This window comes from Bacillus sp. 16GRE42, assembly GCF_019837435.1.
GTDB lineage: Bacteria > Bacillota > Bacilli > Bacillales > Bacillaceae_G > Bacillus_A > Bacillus_A wiedmannii.
This window is the reverse complement of the sequence record NZ_JADAXF010000002.1, coordinates 518,398-539,078: the sequence shown is the minus strand read 5'-3', so window position 1 is coordinate 539,078 and position 20,681 is coordinate 518,398. Positions and strand designations below refer to the sequence as shown.

At 35.5% G+C, this 20,681-nt stretch carries 19 protein-coding genes and 1 pseudogene; 15 read left to right on the top strand and 5 right to left on the bottom strand.

The genetic code is table 11. From position 1 onward, the window contains the following. Entirely contained in the window at positions 1-936 is a 936-nt protein-coding gene (gene hemH, locus ILS93_RS15090) for a ferrochelatase (RefSeq protein ID WP_064469230.1), read from the top strand. 19 nt (positions 937-955) lie between these two features. Next, complete coding sequence (gene hemY, locus ILS93_RS15085; protein ID WP_222660796.1) at positions 956-2,377, top strand: protoporphyrinogen oxidase; 1,422 nt, start codon at positions 956-958, stop codon at positions 2,375-2,377. A 39-nt stretch (positions 2,378-2,416) separates the two neighbouring features. Here hemY and ILS93_RS15080 read toward each other — a convergent pair. Continuing rightward, a pseudogene (locus ILS93_RS15080) lies at positions 2,417-3,774 on the bottom strand (DUF4026 domain-containing protein). A gap of 241 nt (positions 3,775-4,015) precedes the next feature. Here ILS93_RS15080 and ILS93_RS15075 point away from each other — a divergent pair. Together ILS93_RS15075 and ILS93_RS15070 are read left to right on the top strand one after the other, a co-directional pair. Then, on the top strand, positions 4,016-6,382 hold the full coding sequence (locus tag ILS93_RS15075; RefSeq protein WP_222660794.1) for a DUF6359 domain-containing protein: 2,367 nt from the start codon (positions 4,016-4,018) through the stop codon (positions 6,380-6,382). A gap of 103 nt (positions 6,383-6,485) precedes the next feature. Continuing rightward, complete coding sequence (locus tag ILS93_RS15070; RefSeq protein ID WP_098102761.1) at positions 6,486-6,785, top strand: hypothetical protein; 300 nt, start codon at positions 6,486-6,488, stop codon at positions 6,783-6,785. A 96-nt stretch (positions 6,786-6,881) separates the two neighbouring features. Here ILS93_RS15070 and ILS93_RS15065 read toward each other — a convergent pair whose 3' ends face one another. Further along, positions 6,882-7,736, bottom strand: a complete 855-nt coding sequence (locus ILS93_RS15065) for a hypothetical protein (protein ID WP_098102762.1) — start codon at positions 7,734-7,736, stop codon at positions 6,882-6,884. Positions 7,737-7,965: 229 nt separating this feature from the next. Between ILS93_RS15065 and ILS93_RS15060 the strand changes: the two genes are divergently transcribed. From ILS93_RS15060 to ILS93_RS15045, 4 genes are all read left to right on the top strand, one after another. Next, positions 7,966-8,367 carry a BlaI/MecI/CopY family transcriptional regulator gene (locus ILS93_RS15060; protein WP_098102763.1) on the top strand — a complete coding sequence of 134 codons (402 nt, stop codon included), beginning with the start codon at positions 7,966-7,968 and terminating at the stop codon, positions 8,365-8,367. A 2-nt stretch (positions 8,368-8,369) separates the two neighbouring features. Beyond that, positions 8,370-10,319, top strand: coding sequence for a M56 family metallopeptidase (locus ILS93_RS15055; protein ID WP_064476876.1), 1,950 nt, complete (start codon positions 8,370-8,372; stop codon positions 10,317-10,319). 272 nt (positions 10,320-10,591) lie between these two features. Beyond that, positions 10,592-11,164: a TetR/AcrR family transcriptional regulator gene (locus ILS93_RS15050; RefSeq protein ID WP_061883872.1), complete on the top strand. Its 573-nt coding sequence runs from the start codon at positions 10,592-10,594 to the stop codon at positions 11,162-11,164. Between the two features lie 214 nt (positions 11,165-11,378). Next, complete coding sequence (locus ILS93_RS15045) at positions 11,379-14,072, top strand: YhgE/Pip domain-containing protein (RefSeq protein ID WP_222660792.1); 2,694 nt, start codon at positions 11,379-11,381, stop codon at positions 14,070-14,072. Positions 14,073-14,119: 47 nt separating this feature from the next. On the opposite strand, the gene ILS93_RS15040 is transcribed toward ILS93_RS15045, so the two are convergent. Further along, the gene (locus ILS93_RS15040) at positions 14,120-14,872 is read right to left on the bottom strand and encodes a hypothetical protein (RefSeq protein WP_222660790.1); all 753 of its coding nucleotides are present in this window, start codon (positions 14,870-14,872) and stop codon (positions 14,120-14,122) included. Positions 14,873-15,015: 143 nt separating this feature from the next. On the opposite strand from ILS93_RS15040, the gene ILS93_RS15035 reads away from it, so the two are divergent. Together ILS93_RS15035 and ILS93_RS15030 are read left to right on the top strand one after the other, a co-directional pair. After that, positions 15,016-15,228 (top strand): hypothetical protein, encoded by a 213-nt coding sequence (locus ILS93_RS15035; protein ID WP_002096814.1) that lies wholly within the window; start codon positions 15,016-15,018, stop codon positions 15,226-15,228. 38 nt (positions 15,229-15,266) lie between these two features. Continuing rightward, positions 15,267-15,572, top strand: a complete 306-nt coding sequence (locus tag ILS93_RS15030) for a DUF2087 domain-containing protein (protein ID WP_064476873.1) — start codon at positions 15,267-15,269, stop codon at positions 15,570-15,572. A 26-nt stretch (positions 15,573-15,598) separates the two neighbouring features. On the opposite strand, the gene ILS93_RS15025 is transcribed toward ILS93_RS15030, so the two are convergent. Then, a complete protein-coding gene (locus tag ILS93_RS15025) occupies positions 15,599-15,958 on the bottom strand; it encodes a PH domain-containing protein (RefSeq protein WP_222660788.1) in 360 nt (119 codons plus the stop codon). 124 nt (positions 15,959-16,082) lie between these two features. On the opposite strand from ILS93_RS15025, the gene ILS93_RS15020 reads away from it, so the two are divergent. Continuing rightward, on the top strand, positions 16,083-16,592 hold the full coding sequence (locus ILS93_RS15020; protein ID WP_064476871.1) for a GNAT family N-acetyltransferase: 510 nt from the start codon (positions 16,083-16,085) through the stop codon (positions 16,590-16,592). A gap of 236 nt (positions 16,593-16,828) precedes the next feature. After that, positions 16,829-17,845: a LacI family DNA-binding transcriptional regulator gene (locus ILS93_RS15015; RefSeq protein WP_064476870.1), complete on the top strand. Its 1,017-nt coding sequence runs from the start codon at positions 16,829-16,831 to the stop codon at positions 17,843-17,845. 39 nt (positions 17,846-17,884) lie between these two features. On the opposite strand, the gene yhfH is transcribed toward ILS93_RS15015, so the two are convergent. Continuing rightward, entirely contained in the window at positions 17,885-18,013 is a 129-nt protein-coding gene (gene yhfH, locus ILS93_RS15010) for a protein YhfH (RefSeq protein ID WP_000567010.1), read from the bottom strand. Between the two features lie 179 nt (positions 18,014-18,192). On the opposite strand from yhfH, the gene ILS93_RS15005 reads away from it, so the two are divergent. The 3 genes from ILS93_RS15005 to ILS93_RS14995 all read left to right on the top strand — a co-directional run bounded on the left by ILS93_RS15005 (position 18,193) and on the right by ILS93_RS14995 (position 20,541). After that, the gene (locus tag ILS93_RS15005; protein WP_222660786.1) at positions 18,193-18,927 is read left to right on the top strand and encodes an MBL fold metallo-hydrolase; all 735 of its coding nucleotides are present in this window, start codon (positions 18,193-18,195) and stop codon (positions 18,925-18,927) included. A 9-nt stretch (positions 18,928-18,936) separates the two neighbouring features. Then, entirely contained in the window at positions 18,937-19,926 is a 990-nt protein-coding gene (gene lplA, locus ILS93_RS15000; protein WP_088047865.1) for a lipoate--protein ligase, read from the top strand. Between the two features lie 171 nt (positions 19,927-20,097). Beyond that, positions 20,098-20,541, top strand: coding sequence for a hypothetical protein (locus ILS93_RS14995; RefSeq protein ID WP_088047864.1), 444 nt, complete (start codon positions 20,098-20,100; stop codon positions 20,539-20,541). Positions 20,542-20,681: the final 140 nt, after the last annotated feature.

The following is a 20,681-nucleotide window of genomic DNA, read 5'->3' as shown; positions in this document are numbered from 1 at the left end:
ATGAAAAAGAAAATTGGTTTGCTTGTAATGGCATACGGAACGCCATATAAAGAAGAAGATATTGAACGTTACTATACACATATTCGCAGAGGAAGAAAGCCAAGTCCTGAAATGCTAGAAGATTTAACAGAGCGTTACCGTGCAATTGGTGGCATTTCTCCTTTAGCTACTATTACATTAGAGCAAGCTAAAAAGTTAGAACAGCGTTTAAATGAAGTACAAGATGAAGTAGAGTACCATATGTATCTTGGCTTAAAACATATCGAACCGTTCATTGAAGATGCAGTGAAAGATATGCATAACGACGGTATACAAGATACAATAGCACTTGTTCTTGCGCCGCACTATTCTACATTTAGCGTGAAATCGTATGTAGGACGAGCACAAGAAGAAGCTGAGAAACTTGGAAACTTAACAATTCACGGCATTGATAGCTGGTATAAAGAACCGAAATTCATCCAGTACTGGGTTGATGCAGTGAAAGGTATATATAACGGTATGTCAGAAGCAGAGCGTGAAAAAGCAGTATTAATCGTATCTGCACATAGCTTACCAGAAAAAATTATTGCACTTGGCGATCCATATCCAGACCAATTAAATGAAACAGCTGACTATATTGCAAGAGGTGCTGAAGTAGCAAACTATGCAGTAGGTTGGCAAAGTGCAGGAAACACGCCAGATCCTTGGATTGGTCCAGATGTACAAGATTTAACGAGAGAACTAAACGAAAAGTATGGATACAGTTCATTCGTATACGCACCAGTTGGATTTGTTGCGGAACATTTAGAAGTTTTATATGACAATGACTTTGAGTGTAAAGTTGTGACAGATGAAATTGGCGCAAAATATTATCGTCCAGAAATGCCAAATGCATCGGACGCATTTATTGATTGCTTAACAGATGTTGTATTAAAGAAAAAAGAATCTGTATTGTAAAAAGAAAGGGGGAGCATGCTTGAGGAAAAAAGTTGTAATCATCGGCGGTGGCATCACAGGATTAACAACAATGTATAACTTACAAAAAGATATTCATGACAAGAACTTGCCGATCGATACATTACTGATAGAAGCATCGGGTAAACTTGGCGGGAAAATTCAAACCGTTCGAAAAGATGGATTTACAATTGAACGCGGACCGGATTCTTTCTTAGCACGAAAAGAAAGTGCAGCTAGATTAGCGAAAGAATTAGGTCTTGGCGATGAACTTGTAAATAATAAGGCCGGTCAATCATTTATCCTCGTAAACAATCGGTTACATAAAATGCCGAGCGGATCGATGATGGGAATTCCAACGCAAATTACGCCGTTTCTATTTTCCGGGCTGTTCTCCCCAATTGGTAAGCTAAGAGCTGGTTTTGATCTGTTAATGCCGAGATCAAAGCCAGTATCTGACCAATCACTCGGGCAGTTTTTCAGACATCGCCTCGGCAATGAAGTGGTTGAGAATTTAATCGAACCATTACTATCGGGTATTTATGCAGGGGATATTGATGAAATGAGCTTAATGTCAACATTTCCGCAAATGTATCAAATTGAGCAGAAGCATCGCAGTATTTCACTCGGTATGCGTACACTTGCTCCGAAAAAAGAGGCATCTGAACCGAAAAAAGGAATCTTCCAAACAGTGAAAACAGGTTTAGAATCTATTGTAGAATCTCTCGAAGTGAAGATGCATGAAGGTACGATAATAAAGGGAACCCGCATTGAAAAAATTGCAAAGCTTGGTGATGCTTATACGATTGCTCTTAGTAACGGAAAAGAAATAGAAGCGGACGCGGTCGTAGTGGCAAGCTCACATAAAGTATTGCCATCTATGTTTGCGCAGTACAAGCAGTTTCGTTTCTTCCGCAACATTCCGTCCACATCAGTTGCGAATGTGGCAATGGCTTTCCCGAAATCAGCCATTCAGCGCGATATTGATGGTACAGGATTTGTCGTATCTCGAAATAGCGACTACACAATTACAGCATGTACGTGGACACATAAAAAATGGCCACATACAACGCCAGAAGGAAAAATGCTACTTCGTTGTTACGTTGGACGCCCTGGTGATGAAGCAGTTGTAGAACAAACAGAAGAGGAACTCGTTCAGCTTGTACTAGAAGATTTACGAAAGACGATGGATATTACAGAGGATCCAGAATTTACAGTCGTAAGTCGCTGGAAAGAAGCGATGCCCCAATATACAGTAGGCCATAACGAGCGAATGAAGAAACTCACAACATTTATGGAGAAAGAGTTGCCAGGTATATACTTGGCAGGTAGTTCTTACGCTGGTTCTGGTCTTCCGGACTGTATTGATCAAGGTGAGAAAGCCGCAAAGCGTGTACTCTCTCATTTGGAGAAAGTAATGGATACCGAATTAATTGCACAATAAAGTGAAACGCCTTCAATCACATTGAAGGCGTTTTGTTACTTATTCACCAATAAACATATATAAGTTATTTGGCTTTATAACGGCATCTCCTGCATAAATAACCCACTCTGTTAAGTTTTCAAACTCTAAATGATAACTATTTCCTTCACTCATATCTTCTATAAAATATGGTTCATTAATGAGTATTCCTTGAATGAAATCTTCCGCGATTTCTTGCATTTCAAACCACATATGTTCACTTTTTCCTTCTTCGTAGGAGACACCAAACTTAGCGAGGAAACGAAAATCTTCATTCGATTGTTCAATGTGAAAAATGTTGCTGAAATATCCGAAAGTATTCTTCGCATTGTAAGCCATACGATCGGTTTCACTATTTGTTTTATAGAACATGAGCCCTGTAGCTTCCTCGTGTTCTTGGAAAAAGCTTTCAATATATTCTTCTGAAGTATTACATTTGAATAAGAAAACGGATGGAGATTGATGGTATTCATCTCGGTCATCCATACCGCCTAAGAATGTGTTTTGCGAATCTATTGGTTGTAGTTTCACTTCTTCATCCTCGATTGAAGATAATTGATCCATGCTCGTTTTATGCCCAATATAAGATAATCCCTTTTCCCATGGAACAGCTACTGTATGTATAGAACCTTGCTGACTATGCGCGATAACGATAGGCTCATTCATAGGGACTTGTCCATTCTCAATGGCATTATTAGCAAATGTTTGAAAAAGATTGCCAATGCCGTAGTAGGAAGAGATGCGATTTGGAATAATTAATTCTATTTCTGTTACGCCTGCTCTTAAAAGGCCATGTGTATGAAACCAATATTGCGTAGGCGCACCTTCTTTATCGTCTTCATAAACAGAATGAATAACGTACAAGTCAGGAATGTCAGGTAATAATTCATTTTCAACGTGATATTCAATATAGCTTCTAGACTAGATATCACTTTCATTGCTGCACTTGAATCGATTACAAATAACAAGTCTGGAGCGAGGTTCCATAAAAACTGTAACTGCTGGAAAAAGCAGTCCAGCACATCGCCTACAAATAGCGTACGAGTGAAAATTTCAGTTCCATAAGCAGCATCTTCAAAATTACGATCTACGAGTGTAGAATCTTGTCTATTGTACATTTTATATTCTTCTGGGTCATTCGCCTCATCAATATGCAGTTCATACGGTGTAATTTTTTCATCCATATGTAACTCAACAATAATGCTTGTCTCATCACTATAAACAATTTTCAATTCGTCAACTTTAGTAGCGATTGTTTCTAGCCGCAGTTTTAACTGCTCAATTGTAATTTTAGTTGGTATAACGGCAATCATATCTGAAAAATGACGTTCTAATGTTCCATTCATAGCTGCGCGGTATGTTTCTGTTTGCACTTCCATCCAATCACTCCTATTCAAATGAATCCATTTTACATGCCAATGAAATTTCGATATTTTCTGTTTTCTCTCTCTAACATTATAGAGTGCATTCGTAGAAGGTGTAAAATTATTATTTTGTATTATAGTTTGAAAGCTTGTAAATTAAATAAATTTTTTGTAAAACTTGTCGAAATATAGTTCTATATAACGAATCATTTGATATGATAGAAATGCTGAGAAAATATGAAATAGGGAGAGGAAAATGACTGTGAAGAAATTGTTAAGTGTCTTTTTATCATTCATACTATTGCTTTCATTTACTGGAACTTTAGTACAAGCAGAAGAAAATACTTCTATGTCAGTAGAAAAAGCAATTCAAGTATTTAAGCAGCAAGGGAAAACGAAGGGGACAGTGGAAGGATACATCGTTGGATATACGCAAAGTCCTTCTAAATACACGAAAGATCCTGCTAAGTTTGATGATACAAACGTAGCAATTGCGGATTCGCCAAATGAAACGAATCCAGACAAAATCATGCCTGTTCAGTTGCCAAAAGGCGATGTGAGAGCGGTAGTAAACGTGAAAGATCATCCAGAAAATATCGGGAAGAAAGTTAGTTTAACAGGAACGCTTGAATTATATTTTAGTAGCCCAGGTTTAAAATCGGTAACAGCTCATAAGTTTCAAGGGGAAGGACAAAACCGTGTTAGCGATGTAGTAGCTTCGCCTGGTAGCGGAGAAGTTGCGAAGGGAACAGCGGTAACATTAACAACGAATACAGAAGGAGCAACAATCTACTATACGTTAGATGGCTCTAACCCTACAAATAAGAGTGTTCGTTATAACGGACAAATTGTAGTGAATGAAAATAGTGTGATTAAAGCAATTGCAGAGAAAGAAGGGCTTACTTCTTCAGCCATTTCAACATTTTCATTTATTATCGTAAATAATGAACCAGTTCGTATTCATGATATTCAAGGGAAATCACATATTTCTTCCTACAAAGGAAAGAAAGTATACAATGTGGAAGGCGTTGTAACAGCGCTTGATAAAAATGGTTTTTATATAGAAGATAATCAGCCGGATAATGATCCAGCTACTTCAGAAGGTATGTACGTATACAAAAAAGATGCGAATGTAGCAGTAGGAGATCTTATTCAAGTTGATGGAGAAGTAGAAGAATATGTTGGGCCTGGATATGCAGAAAGGTTTGACACAGATTTAACAACGACGGAAATTAAGGCGAGCCGCGTTGCTGTAATTGCAAAAGATCAACCTTTACCAGCGCCGATTGTACTTGGAGAAAACGGTGTAAAAATCCCTGATCAAATCATCGATAATGATGCATTCGGTTTATTTGATCCAAATGAAGATGCAATCGACTTTTATGAAAGTATAGAAGGTATGCGCGTTACGATGCCAACACCAAAAATTATTGCACCTCAGAAAAACGGGAATTTATATGTAACAGTAGAAAATGGTGGAGATAAAGTCGTAACGAAATATGGCACACCTGTATTAGATGAAAATCAATTAAATCCAGAGCGTCTTTCTGTAAAAGTCCCTCGTGATTATGTAGCAAAAGTAGGAGATACTTTCACTGGAGATATAACAGGGGTAGTCGGATATGATTACGGTTCGTTCCGCATTTCGCCAATAACGGAATTACCATCAGTAGTGGACGGTGGATTTAAGCAAGTAGGAGCGAATATTCAGCCTCGTCTTGATAAGTTAACAGTTGCTACATATAACATTGAAAACTTCTCGGCGAATAAAAAAGAAACAACAGATGAAAAAGTAAAAGCGTTAGCGTATTCTATTAAATACAATTTAAAAATGCCAGATATTATCGGTGTAGAGGAAATGCAAGATAATAACGGAACGATTAATGATGGTATAACAGATGCTTCGTTAAGTGCAAAACGTATTATTGATGCAGTTTTAGAAATTCGTGGACCGAAGTATGAGTATGTAGAAATTGCTCCGAACAATAATCTAGACGGGGGAGCACCAGGAGCGAATATTCGCGTCGGTTTCTTCTACAACCCATCACGCGTGAAATTAGCAGCAGTACCGAAGTTACTTGATAAAAATGTCGTTCGCATTGGAGACGAAAGTTCATTATTTGAAAGTACACGTAAACCGCTTGCAGCAGAATTTACGTTCCAAGGACAAAACGTTGTTGTCGTTGCAAATCACTTAAACTCAAAAATAGGGGATGCAACGCCATTTGGAAAAGTGCAGCCGCTCGTATTAAAGAGTGAAGAAAAACGAATTCAGTTAGCGCAAGAAGTAAATCAATTTGTACAAGTAATTCAGAAAAAGAACACAAATGCACCAGTTGTTGTGTTAGGAGATATGAACGATTTTGAGTTTGCTAAACCACTAAAAGCACTAGAAGGAACAAACTTAAAGAATATGTTAAACACAGTGCCGAAAGAGAACCGCTACACGTACATTCATGAAGGAAATGCACAAGTGTTAGATCATATTTTAGTAACAAACAACATCGCACCATACACAATTGTAGATCCAGTACACTTAAACTCAAACATTATGAAAGAACATGGACGTGTAAGTGATCATGACCCAGTACTTGCTCAAATTGATTTGAAGAAAGCTTCTTAAATAGTCATGAAAGAACGCTTAGAGATATGCTGAGCGTTCTTTTTCTGTGAAAATCATGTTAGAATTAATTAAAAATTCAGTTTTTATAATGAGGAGGTTAAAGATGCAAGCATGGTTAAATGGAAAATTAATGAATCAGCTTGCGATTTTGTTTTGTACGATCGTCATGCTCCAATTTGTAGCGGAGGTAACGGGGCTTACTCAAAATTTGGACATTACGTATAACTTAATACATACAGCATCTTCCTATGTAACATTTAGTTTCGCAGTCATTTTTACTTTAATAGGCGCAAGAAGAGAACTAAGTAAATATGCAATTATTTTATTATGTTCAGTTGTAGGTATTAAAGCGATTTACTTTACAGCGGTCGTTATTTTATGGGGATTGGCAGGTACGCCGTAAAGGGGAGATGATTATACGAGTGATAAATGTAAATGGTAATAAGAGCATAATTCTCTAAGCTAACTTAGGGAATTACGCTCTTATTCGTACAATCATTTAGTCTGAAATTGCTTGAAACGCTTTTCTACACCGATCTCTTTTTTGCAGTCTTCTTCTATATTTTTTTCTATCCCGCTTTACTCCTTGTATATACATAAGTAAGCTAACGAAAAGGAAGAAAGCACATTGCATCATTAAAATGTACGGTGACATGCCTTGCAATGGTTGTTTCGGATCATATAAATGAATAGGTGCTCCGCCTATTGAAGGAAGTATTGTATTTAGCAGGACGTACGGAATGGAGGCAGCTGCGAATGGAAAGAGAATGGCCATATAGTCTTTTTGTGACCATACAGATGCAGCAAGTCCTAAAAGGGCCATTAAACCTGCAAATAAAAAATTAATTCCGATATATACAGTAATGTAAGTGAGAGGCGCATCGAAATATAGGTTTGCGAACATTCCATCAGCATTTATGATGCCTGAACCAATCGTAGGTGTTCCGTCTGGAATGGTTAATTTGCAAAATAATAACGATAAGATGAATGGAAATGTATAAAGAAATCCTCCGCAAAAAAACGTAACGATATATTTCGCTACTGAATAAGGAAATATAGAAATCCCTTTACTCACAAATGGTTTAAAACCATCTGACTTATCCGAATTGTAACTTGTACTAAAGGGGAAACTCGCAATAACTGGCATTAATAATAAATAAACATCCATTTCATTGTCGCGAAATCCAATCCATTTTAAATCTGTTGATATAGGACCATTCGCAGCGTCGCCTAAATAACGAATGACATAATAATAGTGATAGATGCAAATAAGAACGAATCCACTAAGCATCATAATTAAAGAAATACGACTACAAAAAGCTTGCTTTATATTTAAACGAAGCGCACGCATCATGACTGAAAAAGCCTCCACTATTTTGATAAACTTGTCTATTTTCTATATTACTATTAAATGTAAAGATTTTCTTGTTTTTTTATTTGATTATTTGAAAAAAGGGAAATTTGTTGTCGTTAAGTAAGGTTTAACGGAAATTATATTTTCTAAAATATGGTTGACAATTTAGTATTACATTTGTAATCTTAATTGCAGATTACAAATGTAATACTAAGGAGTGAAATATACTATGACAAATCAATTACCTAAAATATCTGAAGTGGAATTAGAAATTATGAAAGTACTTTGGTCTAATTCTCCACAAACAGCGAATGAAATTATAGAAGTACTAGAAGATGAAATGGACTGGAAACCGAAAACAATCCGTACATTAATTAATCGGTTAGTACAAAAGGAAGCAGTTTCTTATCATCAAGATAAAGGGCGTATGTATGCTTATTATCCGTTAGTATCACAAGATAATTATTTACAAGTTGAAACGAAATCTTTGCTAAAGCGTTTTTGCGGCGCAGCGTTTAAGCCATTACTTGTTAATTTCTTAAAAGAGGAAAAATTGTCTTCAGAAGATATTAATGAACTGAAACGCATTTTAGATGAGAAGACAGAGGAGAATAAGAGGAAGGATAGATAACAATGAAAGACATGCTTATAAATGTATACCTTCCTCATTTTTTTGATTGGCTTATAGAAACGTCACTTATGGCGAGTATACTAGTTGGATTTATTTTATGTATAAAAGTTTTATTTAGAAATAAGTTAACGCCCCGGTGGCAATATATGCTGTGGATCGTACTAATGATACGACTCCTTTTACCGTGGTCACCGGATAGTTCTTATAGCATTTATTCATTATTTTCCTATAGTTCTAGTGTATCGGAAGTTATTCAAAAAAATACACCTTTACATGAGAATACAGTGAATAACGAGATAAAACAGACAGTAGAAGTAGAATCCAATGCTGAAACCGTGACAAAAAATAGCGAACCTGAAGTAAACGTGAGTTCGGAACGACAGGCTACATTGTCTGTATACAAAGTTGCTCTATATGTTTGGTTAGCTGGAGTAATCATATTAGTAGTCATGACGTTTATTACAAATAGACGTTTGTATTCTTACATAAAGAAACAACCGGATATTACGGATGAACAGGTCGCTACAGTGTTTAATCACTGTAAGCAGTCTATGAAAATGAAGAAGGCAGTTTCATTACGTTTTGCAGGAAAGATTGCAAGTCCAACGGTTTTTAGTTTCTTTCGCCCGAAAGTATTACTATCAAAAAAACATATGAAAGTATTAAATGAGCAACAATTACAATATGTCTTTTACCATGAGTTAGCTCATATTAAAAGAAGCGATGTAGCTGTAAATTGGATTATGTACAGTTTACTCCTATTAAATTGGTTCAATCCGATTCTTTGGTACGCCTATTTCTGTATGCGAGAAGATCAAGAATTAGCCTGCGATGCATATGCGCTTACGTTTATAGATAAAGAGGAGCAAATTGCATACGGCCATACAATTATTACCCTTTTAGAACATTATTCCTATCAAGTACCAAGCCTAGCAAATTTAAGTAGAAATAAACGAACATTAAAAAGGAGAATCGTTATGATTAAAAAATTCCAAAAGAAATCGTATCGTCTGTCTTTACTTGGCGTTATTGCTATAGCAGCTATAGCAGGCGGTTTTTTGTTAAATGCAAGGATAACTGAGGGAGATGAAAGACAGAAGGAAAAGGTTGTAGAAAACAAGCAATCTAAAGCGGCATTTGAAAAAGCGATAGAAACCGTATATGGTACACCAGAGAATGCAAGTAGAGAATGGGGTATGTCGATAAAGTCATATAAAAGAGATACAGATCTTTTGTATTTGGCAGAGAAGAATTTTACAAAAAAAGAATTTGAACAATATGTCCAATTATTTAAAGAGGCTAGTGAAATTCAGAAACAAGCAATGGTTAAGAAAAATGTGCCTGAGAATTATGATGGAGATACAAAGGAAATTAATCTTGAACGTTTGAATAAAACTGATCAAGAAAAATTAGCTAGTATTCAGAAGAAATTAAACCCTTTTAATGATAAATTGCAGAAGTCTTTAACATATACTATGGAAGAAGCAAAAGAACATGTACCGTTTCAAATTAAGCAGCCGACTTATATACCTGAAGGTTATGAATTAAAGAGAGAATGGGCTGACTCATATTTTGGAAGAGATGTAGAATTAGTTACTAAATCAGAATATACAAAAGGGAAATATGGTTTTACAATTTATCAGTCAAGGATGTATATGGATGGTAATGTTAATGGTGGTAAGGATCCACTACACTATATGATGCCTGGAGAAGAGAATTTAGTAAATTATAGCTTAGACGGAAAAACAATGGTCTATAATAAATATTCTGGAGGAGAGAGTAAGTTAAAAGGGCTCAAAATGTTTGTACCAGCACAAGGTAAGAATAGTGAGTATCAAATTGTAATAGTAAATGATATTTTTACAAGAGATACAAAGATATACGAAGAGATAATTGATGATGATCTAACTAAGAAAGAGATGGAGAAAATATTACTGTCTATGTCAAAATAAAAGACAGTGTTCTTAAACTTTTTGCTTTAAGAACACTGACTATTTTATTAAATTTCTAGTGGGATTTAGCCAGCAATTATTATGAATATATTCTTGCTTTCCATATAAGCATTCTTTTTGATACACTATGGACAGTATTATATAATTTGACTGGAATTTTTTATACTGGAAATAATAAAAAAGAGAACTTGTATAGAATGTAAGCGTGTGGTAATATCAAAGATGTACTGATTGACTATATTATCCAATTGGTCATTTTTGGAGGTGACGATGTGGCGATAGATCGAAAACGTTCTATTATTGAAGCTGCAACAAAGTCTTTTTCAGCGTTCGGTTATAAAGCAACAACGATGGATCAAGTAGCGAAGTTAGCGAATGTAGGAAAAGGAACGATTTATACTTTTTTCAAAAATAAAGAAGAGCTATTTGGTGAAATTATTTCTAATTTAATTACAGAAATGAAGCAAGTTGCAGAAAATGCAATTCGTTCAGATGTTTCATTTTTTGAAAATGTACATAGAGCATTATATAGCATATTAGAATTCAGAAAAGAACATCAGCTCATGATTAAGTTAATTCAAGAAGAGCGTGATATGGGAACGAAAGAAGTACAAGAAGTGATGCAACAAGTAGATGTGGAAATCGTTTCTGTCATTCAATCGTATTTAAAGATTGCGATTGAAAAAGGTGAAATTAGCAAATGTGATCCAGAAATTACAGCATTTATTATGCTTCGCTTATACGTATCTCTTATTTTTGATTGGGAAAAAAATCATAAACCGCTAGAAAAAGAAAAAATTGCAGAATTATTTGAACTTTATTTATTAAAAGGATTGTCAAACTAAGATAATCCTTTTATTATTATAAAAAGTGACTGTTTGAACGAAACGGTCATACATTTATTTTAGGAGGGATAATATAAATATTTACTTCATATTAAGGAACAGTTGCATAGTATAAATTCGGGGATAAGGCATATGTATGAATAAGTATAGCCTTTTTATTTGGGAGAAAATGACCAAATGAACAATTCGGTCATTTAGAAAAGGGGGAGAAATGATGAAATGGAATCAGTTACTTCGTAAAGAGTTTACTGAAATTATAAAAAGTAAAAAAATATTAATTCCAATTATCGCGGTTTTATTCGTACCGATTTTATATGCAGGTATGTTTTTATGGGCCTTTTGGGATCCGTATAAACAGTTAGATGATTTACCAGTGGCGGTAGTCAATTTAGATAAAGGTGCAGTATTTGATGGTAAACCAATTGAGGTCGGAAAAGGCCTCGTTGATAACTTAAAAGATAATACAAGTTTTAAATGGGAATTTGTAAGTGAAAAAGAAGCGAAAAAAGGAATGGAAGGTAGAAAGTATTACATGTTAGTACGCATTCCAGATGACTTCTCAAGTAACGCTACAACGTTATTAAAAGATGATCCAAAACCATTAAACTTAGAATACATTCCAAACGAAAGCTTAAACTTTTTATCTTCACAAATTGGCGGAACAGCCATTGAAAAAATTAAAGGTGAAGTATCAAGTACGTTAACGAAAACATACGCAGAGAAAATGTTTGATTCCATTCAAGATGTCTCAAAAGGGTTAGCAGATGGGGCAGAAGGAGCAAATGAACTACACGACGGATCAAGTGAGCTGCATGATGGTTCAAGTAAAGTGACGGATGGCCTTCATACACTTCAAGGGAAGTCTGGAGAGATACAGACAGGTGTAGGGAAACTATTTGATGGATCTGGGAAAGTAACAGCAGGTTTAAATACGTTAAACAGCAAAACAGGTGAGATGCAAACAGGTATCGGAAAGTTAGTAGATGGCTCGGGCAAAGTAACAGATGGTTTACATGCACTAAATAGCAATGCAGGTATCGGGAAATTAGTAGACGGCTCGGGCAAAGTAACAGACGGTTTAAATACGTTAAATAGCAAAACGGGTGAATTGCGTGATGGATCTGAGAAAGTGACCGGTGGCTTGAACAAATTAGTAAGTAAATCCGGTGAATTAAAAGCAGGAACAACTGACCTATCAAATGGTATGGGAAAACTTGTTGAAGGGAAAAGTCAATTAGAGGAAGGTTCTCAAGCGATCCAAAAGGGTTTGCAAGATTTAAATAGTAACGTACAAAAGTCAGCTGCAGGCTTAGAGGAAATGCAGTTAAAAGTTCCTTCTATATTGAATACAGTAAATGAGAAAATAGATGGAGCTGGGGCGAATGTAAATCAGTTACATGAACTTACGCAATCAACAGCAGGAGATGCAAAAAATGCAGCACAAGATGTAGCGAATTTACAAAAGCAAATTGAAAGCTTACCAAAAGAATATCAAGAGCAGTTACAACCATTCATAACAAGTGCTGTAAAAAGTACAGCGACAGTTCAGCAAAAAGCTGCCGGAGTAGCAGGTGGAACAAATAAATTAAATGAAGAAGTAAAACAAGTAAAAGGTGAAATACATCAAAAAACAAATGGATTGCAAAACAACTTACCAAATCCAGCAGGGATAAAAACTCTGGCAGGTGGTATTGAGAAACTAACGAGCGCACAAAATGAATTTGTTAGTAAGTTTCATGGATTTGGTGAGGGATTAGATAATGCAAAAATAGGTGCCGATAAATTAAAAGATGGATCAGTTCAATTAATTGATGGAGTAACGCAATTACAAAGTGGCTCTGGAAAAGTGACAGCAGGATTAGGGCAATTATCTGCAGGAGTAAATCAATTAGCAGATGGTTCTGGTCAAGTAACAGGCGGTTTAGGCACAGTATCTGTAGGAGTATCCAAATTAGCAGACGGCTCAAACCAAGTAACAGGCGGCTTAGGTACATTATCTGCAGGAGCGGGCCAAATGTCAGGCGGAATAACGCAATTAGCAAATGGCTCTGGCCAAGTAACAACAGGGTTAAGTGCATTGTCAACAGGCTCAACCCAGTTAATCGACGGCGTAAATAAACTAGCAGACGGATCCGGAAAAGTAACAGATGGCCTCGTGAAAGTAAACGACGGTTCAGGCGAACTTGCTGAGAAACTTGGCGAAGGAGCAGAGAAAACTGGTGAAGTAAAAGGGACGGATAAAACGTATGATATGTTTGCAAGTCCTGTAAAAGTGAAGACAGAGAAAATGGCGGAAGTTCCTAACTACGGAACTGGATTTACACCGTATTTCTTATCACTCGGTTTATTCGTTGGGGCATTATTATTATCTATCGTATATCCATTAAGTGATACAGTCGGTGTTCCGAAATCAGGATTTAGCTGGTTTATTAGTAAGTTCGGCGTGTTACTATCAGTCGGTATTATTCAAGCGATAGTAGCAGATATTATATTACTATTCGGATTAGGTGTAGAAGTACAAAGTATTCCGTATTTCATACTCTTTAGCATCGTTACAAGTTTAGCGTTTATCGCATTAATTCAATGTTTAGTAACAGCATTCGGTGATGCAGGGCGTTTCATCGCCATCATCACATTGATTATTCAGCTTACAACAAGTGCTGGGACATTCCCACTAGAATTGATTCCGAAGTTTTTACAACCATTCAATGCTTGGTTGCCGATGACATACTCTGTATCAGGATTGAAAGCAGTCGTATCAAGTGGAGACTTTAACTTCATGTGGCAAAACGTAGGAATACTCATGATTTTCATCGTGGTATTATCACTTGGAACAATCGCATCCTTAACTTGGATGCACAAACGACAATTTAGAAATATTGCGGAAAACCAATCGGTTGAAGCGTAAATAAGACCAATAAAAAAGGCACTGAAAAGGTGCCTTTTTTATTGGTTTTATTTTATTGGATGAGAAATTTTATTTGTTTTTTTATTTTTACGGAACAAGTGTATAACAACACTTATGAGGAGAATAGTAGCTACAATCCAAACAAATGGACCATATCTTTCAGCAAAAGTATATAGTTTCATGTTCCTGGCAATATCCTCTTTTGTTTTTCCTATTAGAATTTCTGAGCCACTATAGCCTTCAAGTGTATCGCCTTTTTTTATACCAAAAATAAGAGTATCTGATTTGTTTTCTATTCCTGTATATCGGTAGCCCTTACCTTTAATTGTTAATTGAGTATCATCCTTTTTTAGTGAGTAATCTTCGGCAGAAATATCTTTTCCTAACAGTGTAATTGGCTCCATTGAAAAACGGGTTTCTTTTAATGTAGGAAGAGTTTCATTGTTTAATAAGAGTTGCTTTGCAATATGCTGCTCAGTATCAATGTTTATCCAATTTGCCTTTCGGCGTTTATACGTATTAATTTCAAGGAGTGCGAATTCTTTATTTTGAAGTTTTTCTTCTGTAATAGGTTGCGCAGTAGTTAACGTCCCTTTTAATAAAATTACACCGTCTTTTGCAGATTGAAATGAAGAGACTTCTTCCGTTTTTTTTAATGTATTGATAGCACTTCTATAATCTTCTTTTCCTAAAAAAACAGCTCCTGTATGTACAGTTAAAATCAGATATAGGATGCTTAATACTATAATAGCTTTTTTCACTATGTACCCTCCAAAGTATGTATAAGTTAATTGTAACATAATTTACCATATGAAATTATTGATTTGAATAATAAGTTACAAGTATAAAGATGATGAATAAATTAAAAAAGTGTGGAGGAGAGGATTAAAAGTGAAAAGGAATTACAACAATTTACAGAGAAACATAGGGTAGAGGAGCTGATATGATGAGAGGAAATCTTACTTATTATTTCATCGTAAATCCGCTAATCATCTTTCTTGTTTACGCCCTTTCACCTATCTTGTTTCACAAAGAAAAATATATAAATATGAAAGATGCACTAGGAATACTTTTAGTTTACTATGTGCTAATTAGCGGGTATTACCTTATGGATGTTATAAGTGAAAGAATGAAGAAAAACGGTAAAGACAAATAAAAAGTTTTAGTACATAAAAACAGATGGAGGATAACAAAATGACCGAAAGTAAAATGAAATTCAGGGATACGACGATTCGTAACTTTTTCGATAAAGAGGACCGCCTAAAATCGATTCCAGGTCAAAAGAAGAAAAAACTAGTATTGTTAGAGCATTTAGTTAGCAAGTTAAATACTGAAAATCAATATACAGAAACAGAAATTAATACATTTATAAAACAATATCATGATGATTTTTGTACAATTAGACGCGAGTTTATTGTGCATGGGTTTATGGATCGAGAGGATAATATGTACCGTATAAACGGGAGAGAAGTGTGGACGAAGTGGGAGGAGTTAAAATAATGAATCAGCGGGGAAATCCCCACTGATTACGAGTTTAAGCTAGTTGTGCATTTTTTTAGTAAGTCTAAGAACTCTTCAATATTTAAACTTGTAATGTATCCCAACGTTATATATTCATCTTCATAGTAAAATATTATTTTTTTATCAAAGATTCTTTTCTTCGTTTCTATAGATACAATTTTTTTATACTCGAATTCGGCAATGAATGTATTTTTAGACTTTCCATAAAAGAGAAGCCTTCTATTAGTAGCCAGTAGCATGCCTGGATGCGGAACTTTATGCGTAATCATATAGCCAGTAAGTGAACAATTTAAAGTAGATATAATAACTTCGTCTTTATGTAATAGTTGTTTTGCAGCTGTTAAAATTGGATTCATTGTATACATTCCTTTTATTTTGATATATGAATATTGTATCAAGAGTAAAAAAATTCTCAATATGTAATATTGCATATTGAACGTTTTATAGTTGTAATATTATTTTTAAAAAGAAAAAGTACGAGGTGATTCAATGATACGGTTAGCAAAAGAGGTTGATGCAGAATCAATTATAGATATTAGAAAAGAAATTATATTATCGGAAACTACTACAAAGTTTTTCATAGTATCTCCAAAGAAATTACCAAATGATATGAATGCAGAAAGAGAAAAGATACGGAAAAGTAATGAAAAAGGTAATCTTTACATAGTTTATGAAGTAGATAAAAAAGTGGTTGGCTTTTTAATTTTCAATCGATATGAACTAGAACGCTTACGACATGCAGGTACAATGGGAATGGGGATTAGGGAGGCGTACTGTAATCAAGGCATTGGTACGAAACTAATTGAATTTCTTATTAGTTGGGCTAAAGAGCAGAAGGGTTTAGAGAAAATTTGTTTAGGCGTAGTTTCTGTTAATGATAGAGCGATTAAGGTGTACAAACGTATGGGATTTGTAGAAGAAGGAAGACAAAGAAAACAAATTAAATATGAAGATGGATCGTATGGAGATGACGTATTGATGGGTTTTTATATAGATTAAAATTTGATTTTATAAAGGACGTATTAATAAGCTGATGTATATACGTAATGTTATGTACATCTTTTTTATGCCTACTGTAAACTTCTAAAAGTAGTATAAACTCTCCTCCCATTAACAGACTTTTCCCTATGTATAATATTAATATAGTAAAATCATAACAACCCATATTGCAGTTTCCAATAATATACTATATAATCAGTTTAAGAAAACGTTTTCATGCAAAGGGGGAGAATTTCGTGTCGACTATAGAGGACGTGGCGAAATTAGCGGGGTTATCAAGGACAACGGTTTCTAGGGTGATTAATAATCATCCATATGTTTCAGATGAGAAGAAAAAAAGGGTTCAATTAGCAATGAAGCATTTAGGTTTCGTTCCTAATTCTGCGGCGAGAAGGCTTCGTAAACAAAAGACGGAAACAATTGCGGTGCTAGTTCCAAGGATTACAAATCCTTTCTTCAGTCGATTTATTGAAGCAATCGAGATTGCTGCTTCTGAACATAAATATAAACTGATTATTTGTCAAACAAGATATTTACCGGAAAAAGAGATGGAGTATTTACAATTATTATCTACGAAACAAGTAGATGGGATTATTCTATGTTCACTAGAAAATCCTTGGGAAGATGTAGAGCCATACTTACAGCACGGTCCAATCGTGTTATGTAATGAATATATTGAGGAAGCAAATGTTCCAACAGTGAAGTTTGATCATGCGCAAGGAGCATACATAGCTGCTAAGCATGTGTTAGAACAAGGATATCGTAATCTTATTTTTTGTCGTGGTAACGAAACCAAAGTGGTTAGCCAGCAGCGAAAAATGGGCTTTTTACGTGCAATAACTGAGAAGAGCCGCCAAGTAGAAGCGATCGATTTTCTTGAAAACGCTTTCGCTTGGGATGATGGAAAGAGAATATTCCATGAAGTATTAAAGGACAAAAAAAATCCTACCGCGATTTTGGCAGGAGGCGACGAGGTTGCAGCTGGAATCATTTCAGAGGCAAAACGCCATGACTGGAGCATTCCAGATGATCTCGCTGTTATCGGTTTTGATAATCAAATATTATCACAGATTACTGAGCCAGGTATTACGACAATTGAACAGCCAATCGATGAGATGGCCCGAAAAGTTGTCGACCTGATGATGGATAAAATCCATACGAAAAATTATCGACAAAAAGAATTGTATGAGTTTGAATTGGAGCTCTTGGTGAAAGGTTCAACGATGAAGAAGGATACGATGTTATTAGCCTAGTAGACTATGTCTGCTAGGTTTTTTTATGTTCATAAATTACTATTCTTCGTGAACGCAGTCATCACATTTGTTATGGTATGCTTCGTGCTGCTCATCAATTTCTTTCCCACAGTGCGCACAAGTTTTCGTCGGTAAATTTCTGAAAAACTCCATTGGTTGATCGATCATGTCAATCCCTCCATTTCCATTTCTTACTATCATTGTATTAGTACAAAAAACAAAAGTCAACAACTGTTTTATAACAAAATGAAAATTAATGAAAAAGTTTAGGAAATGGATTATAGTTAACAATGTAGAATGTAAGTGAAACATGCATTCCTACTCGGTTTTAGAAAGGATGGATACATATGAAAATGACTGTTGTCGGCTTTTGGGGCGGCTTTCCAGAAGCGGGAGAAGCAACGTCGGGGTATTTGTTTGAACACGATGGTTTTCGTTTACTTGTCGACTGTGGTAGTGGTGTACTAGCACAGCTTCAAAAATATATAACACCATCTGATATAGATGCAGTTGTACTGTCACACTATCATCATGATCATGTTGCAGACATTGGGGTATTGCAATATGCGAGATTAATTACAAGTGCGACAAAGGGACAACTATCGGAATTACCAATATACGGTCATACGTTTGACGAGAATGGCTTCCATTCTTTAACACATGAACCGCATACGAAAGGAATCGCGTACAATCCAGAAGAAACACTTCAAGTTGGACCGTTCTCGATTTCATTTTTAAAAACTGTTCATCCTGTTACCTGTTATGCGATGCGTATTACAGCTGGTAGTGACGCTGTCGTATATAGCGCGGATTCCAGTTATATTCCTGAATTTATTCCATTCACAAAAGATGTTGATCTTTTCATTTGTGAGTGTAATATGTATGCACATCAAGAGGCGGCGAAAGCAGGGCATATGAATAGTACAGAAGTAGCAAGTATTGCGAAAGATGCGAATGTAAAAGAACTTTTATTAACGCACTTACCGCATACAGGAAACCCATCTTATTTAGTAACAGAAGCAAAACAAATTTTCAGTGGCCATATTACGCTAGCGCATAGTGGTTACATCTGGAACTCATGAGGTGATACGATGTTATTTATTGATAATAAAGGGATTACAGATCCTAGAATAAACTTAGCGATTGAAGAATATTGTGTGAAGAATTTAGATATTAACGAAACATATTTACTGTTCTATATTAATGAACCTTCTATTATCATTGGTAAAAACCAAAACACAGTAGAAGAAATTAATGCAGATTACGTAAAAGAACAAGGTATCCATGTCGTTCGTCGTCTATCAGGCGGAGGCGCAGTATATCACGATTTAGGAAACTTAAACTTTAGCTTTATTACGAAAGATGATGGAGACAGTTTTAGCAACTTCAAAAAATTCACAGAGCCTGTAACGAAAGCGCTTGGTAAATTAGGCGTAAATGCAGAACTAAGTGGTCGTAACGACATTTTAGCTGAAGGTAGAAAAATTTCAGGTAACGCGCAGTTTTCAACGAAAGGTCGTATGTTCAGTCACGGTACGTTACTATTTGACTCTGAAATCGATCACGTCGTATCAGCGTTAAAAGTAAAAATGGATAAGATCCAATCAAAAGGAATTAAATCAATCCGTAGCCGCGTTGCGAACATTACAGAATTTTTAAACGAAAAAATGACGACAGAAGAGTTTAGACAACTTCTTCTAGAAACAATTTTCGAAGGGGAAACAGAAATTCCAACGTATGAATTAACAGAAAATGATTGGAAAGAGATCCACAAACTTTCTGAAGAACGTTACCAAAATTGGGACTGGAACTACGGAAAATCTCCGAAGTTCAACTTACAACATTCACACCGCTTCCCCGTTGGACAAGTTGACGTTCGTCTTGAAGTGAAAAAAGGAACAGTAACAGAATGTAAAATTTACGGTGATTTCTTCGGATCATTAGATGTGCATGACATTGAAGAGCGTCTAACAGGCGTACAATTTGATAAAGATGCATTCACTACAGCTTTAGAAGACGTAGATATTAAACGCTACTTCGGTAATATTACAACAGAAGATTTCTTACATTTATTCTTTTAAAAATGAGGGAGGCTACCGTAACTGGTAGCCTCTTTTTTTTCGCAGATTGTCACGTTTTGTCGGTAAGTCGATAAATTCAAAAAATCGCCGATATAATTTCATATACCGTAAAATCACAGGACATTTGCCCCTTGTAAAGGAATATATATATTCAAAAGGAGGCGGTTCGAAATGAAAAGGGTAATGTACGTCGTATTATTGCTCGGCTTCGTCATCGGAATGACAGCCTGTAACGATGAAACGTCCTCAAGTCGTACACTTTTATCGATTGGAAAGCTAGGGAAGGATAATGTCATATATTTTACGCATACGGATAACAAACGAAAGATAGATGATATACAAACTATGTTTCAAAATAAGAAATGGAAAAGAAATGAAACGTTTAGCGCTGTGAATAAAACACCGGATCTTGTCTTGTCGATAGATGAGGCCAATACCGGGTTACCGACATTATATGTTACATTGTTTTTTCATGAAAATGGAGCGGATGCAATCAACTTGTATGGGGAGCAGACGAGCTTGAATAAGGAGGAACTAGAAAAACTTAGCGAAAAGATGAGTGCATATTATCCTGAAATGATTTTAGCCTTCGTTTCATCATTTGCTAATAAATAAAATTCCCTTATCCTTCCAAAGAGAGTCAACAGGAGGTGATCGTTGTATATGCAATTAATGGAATATCACTTGCTACTTTAATTTTCTTTTAATATAATTAATTTAGAATTTTTAAATATTCTAAATTTTATAAAGGTGGG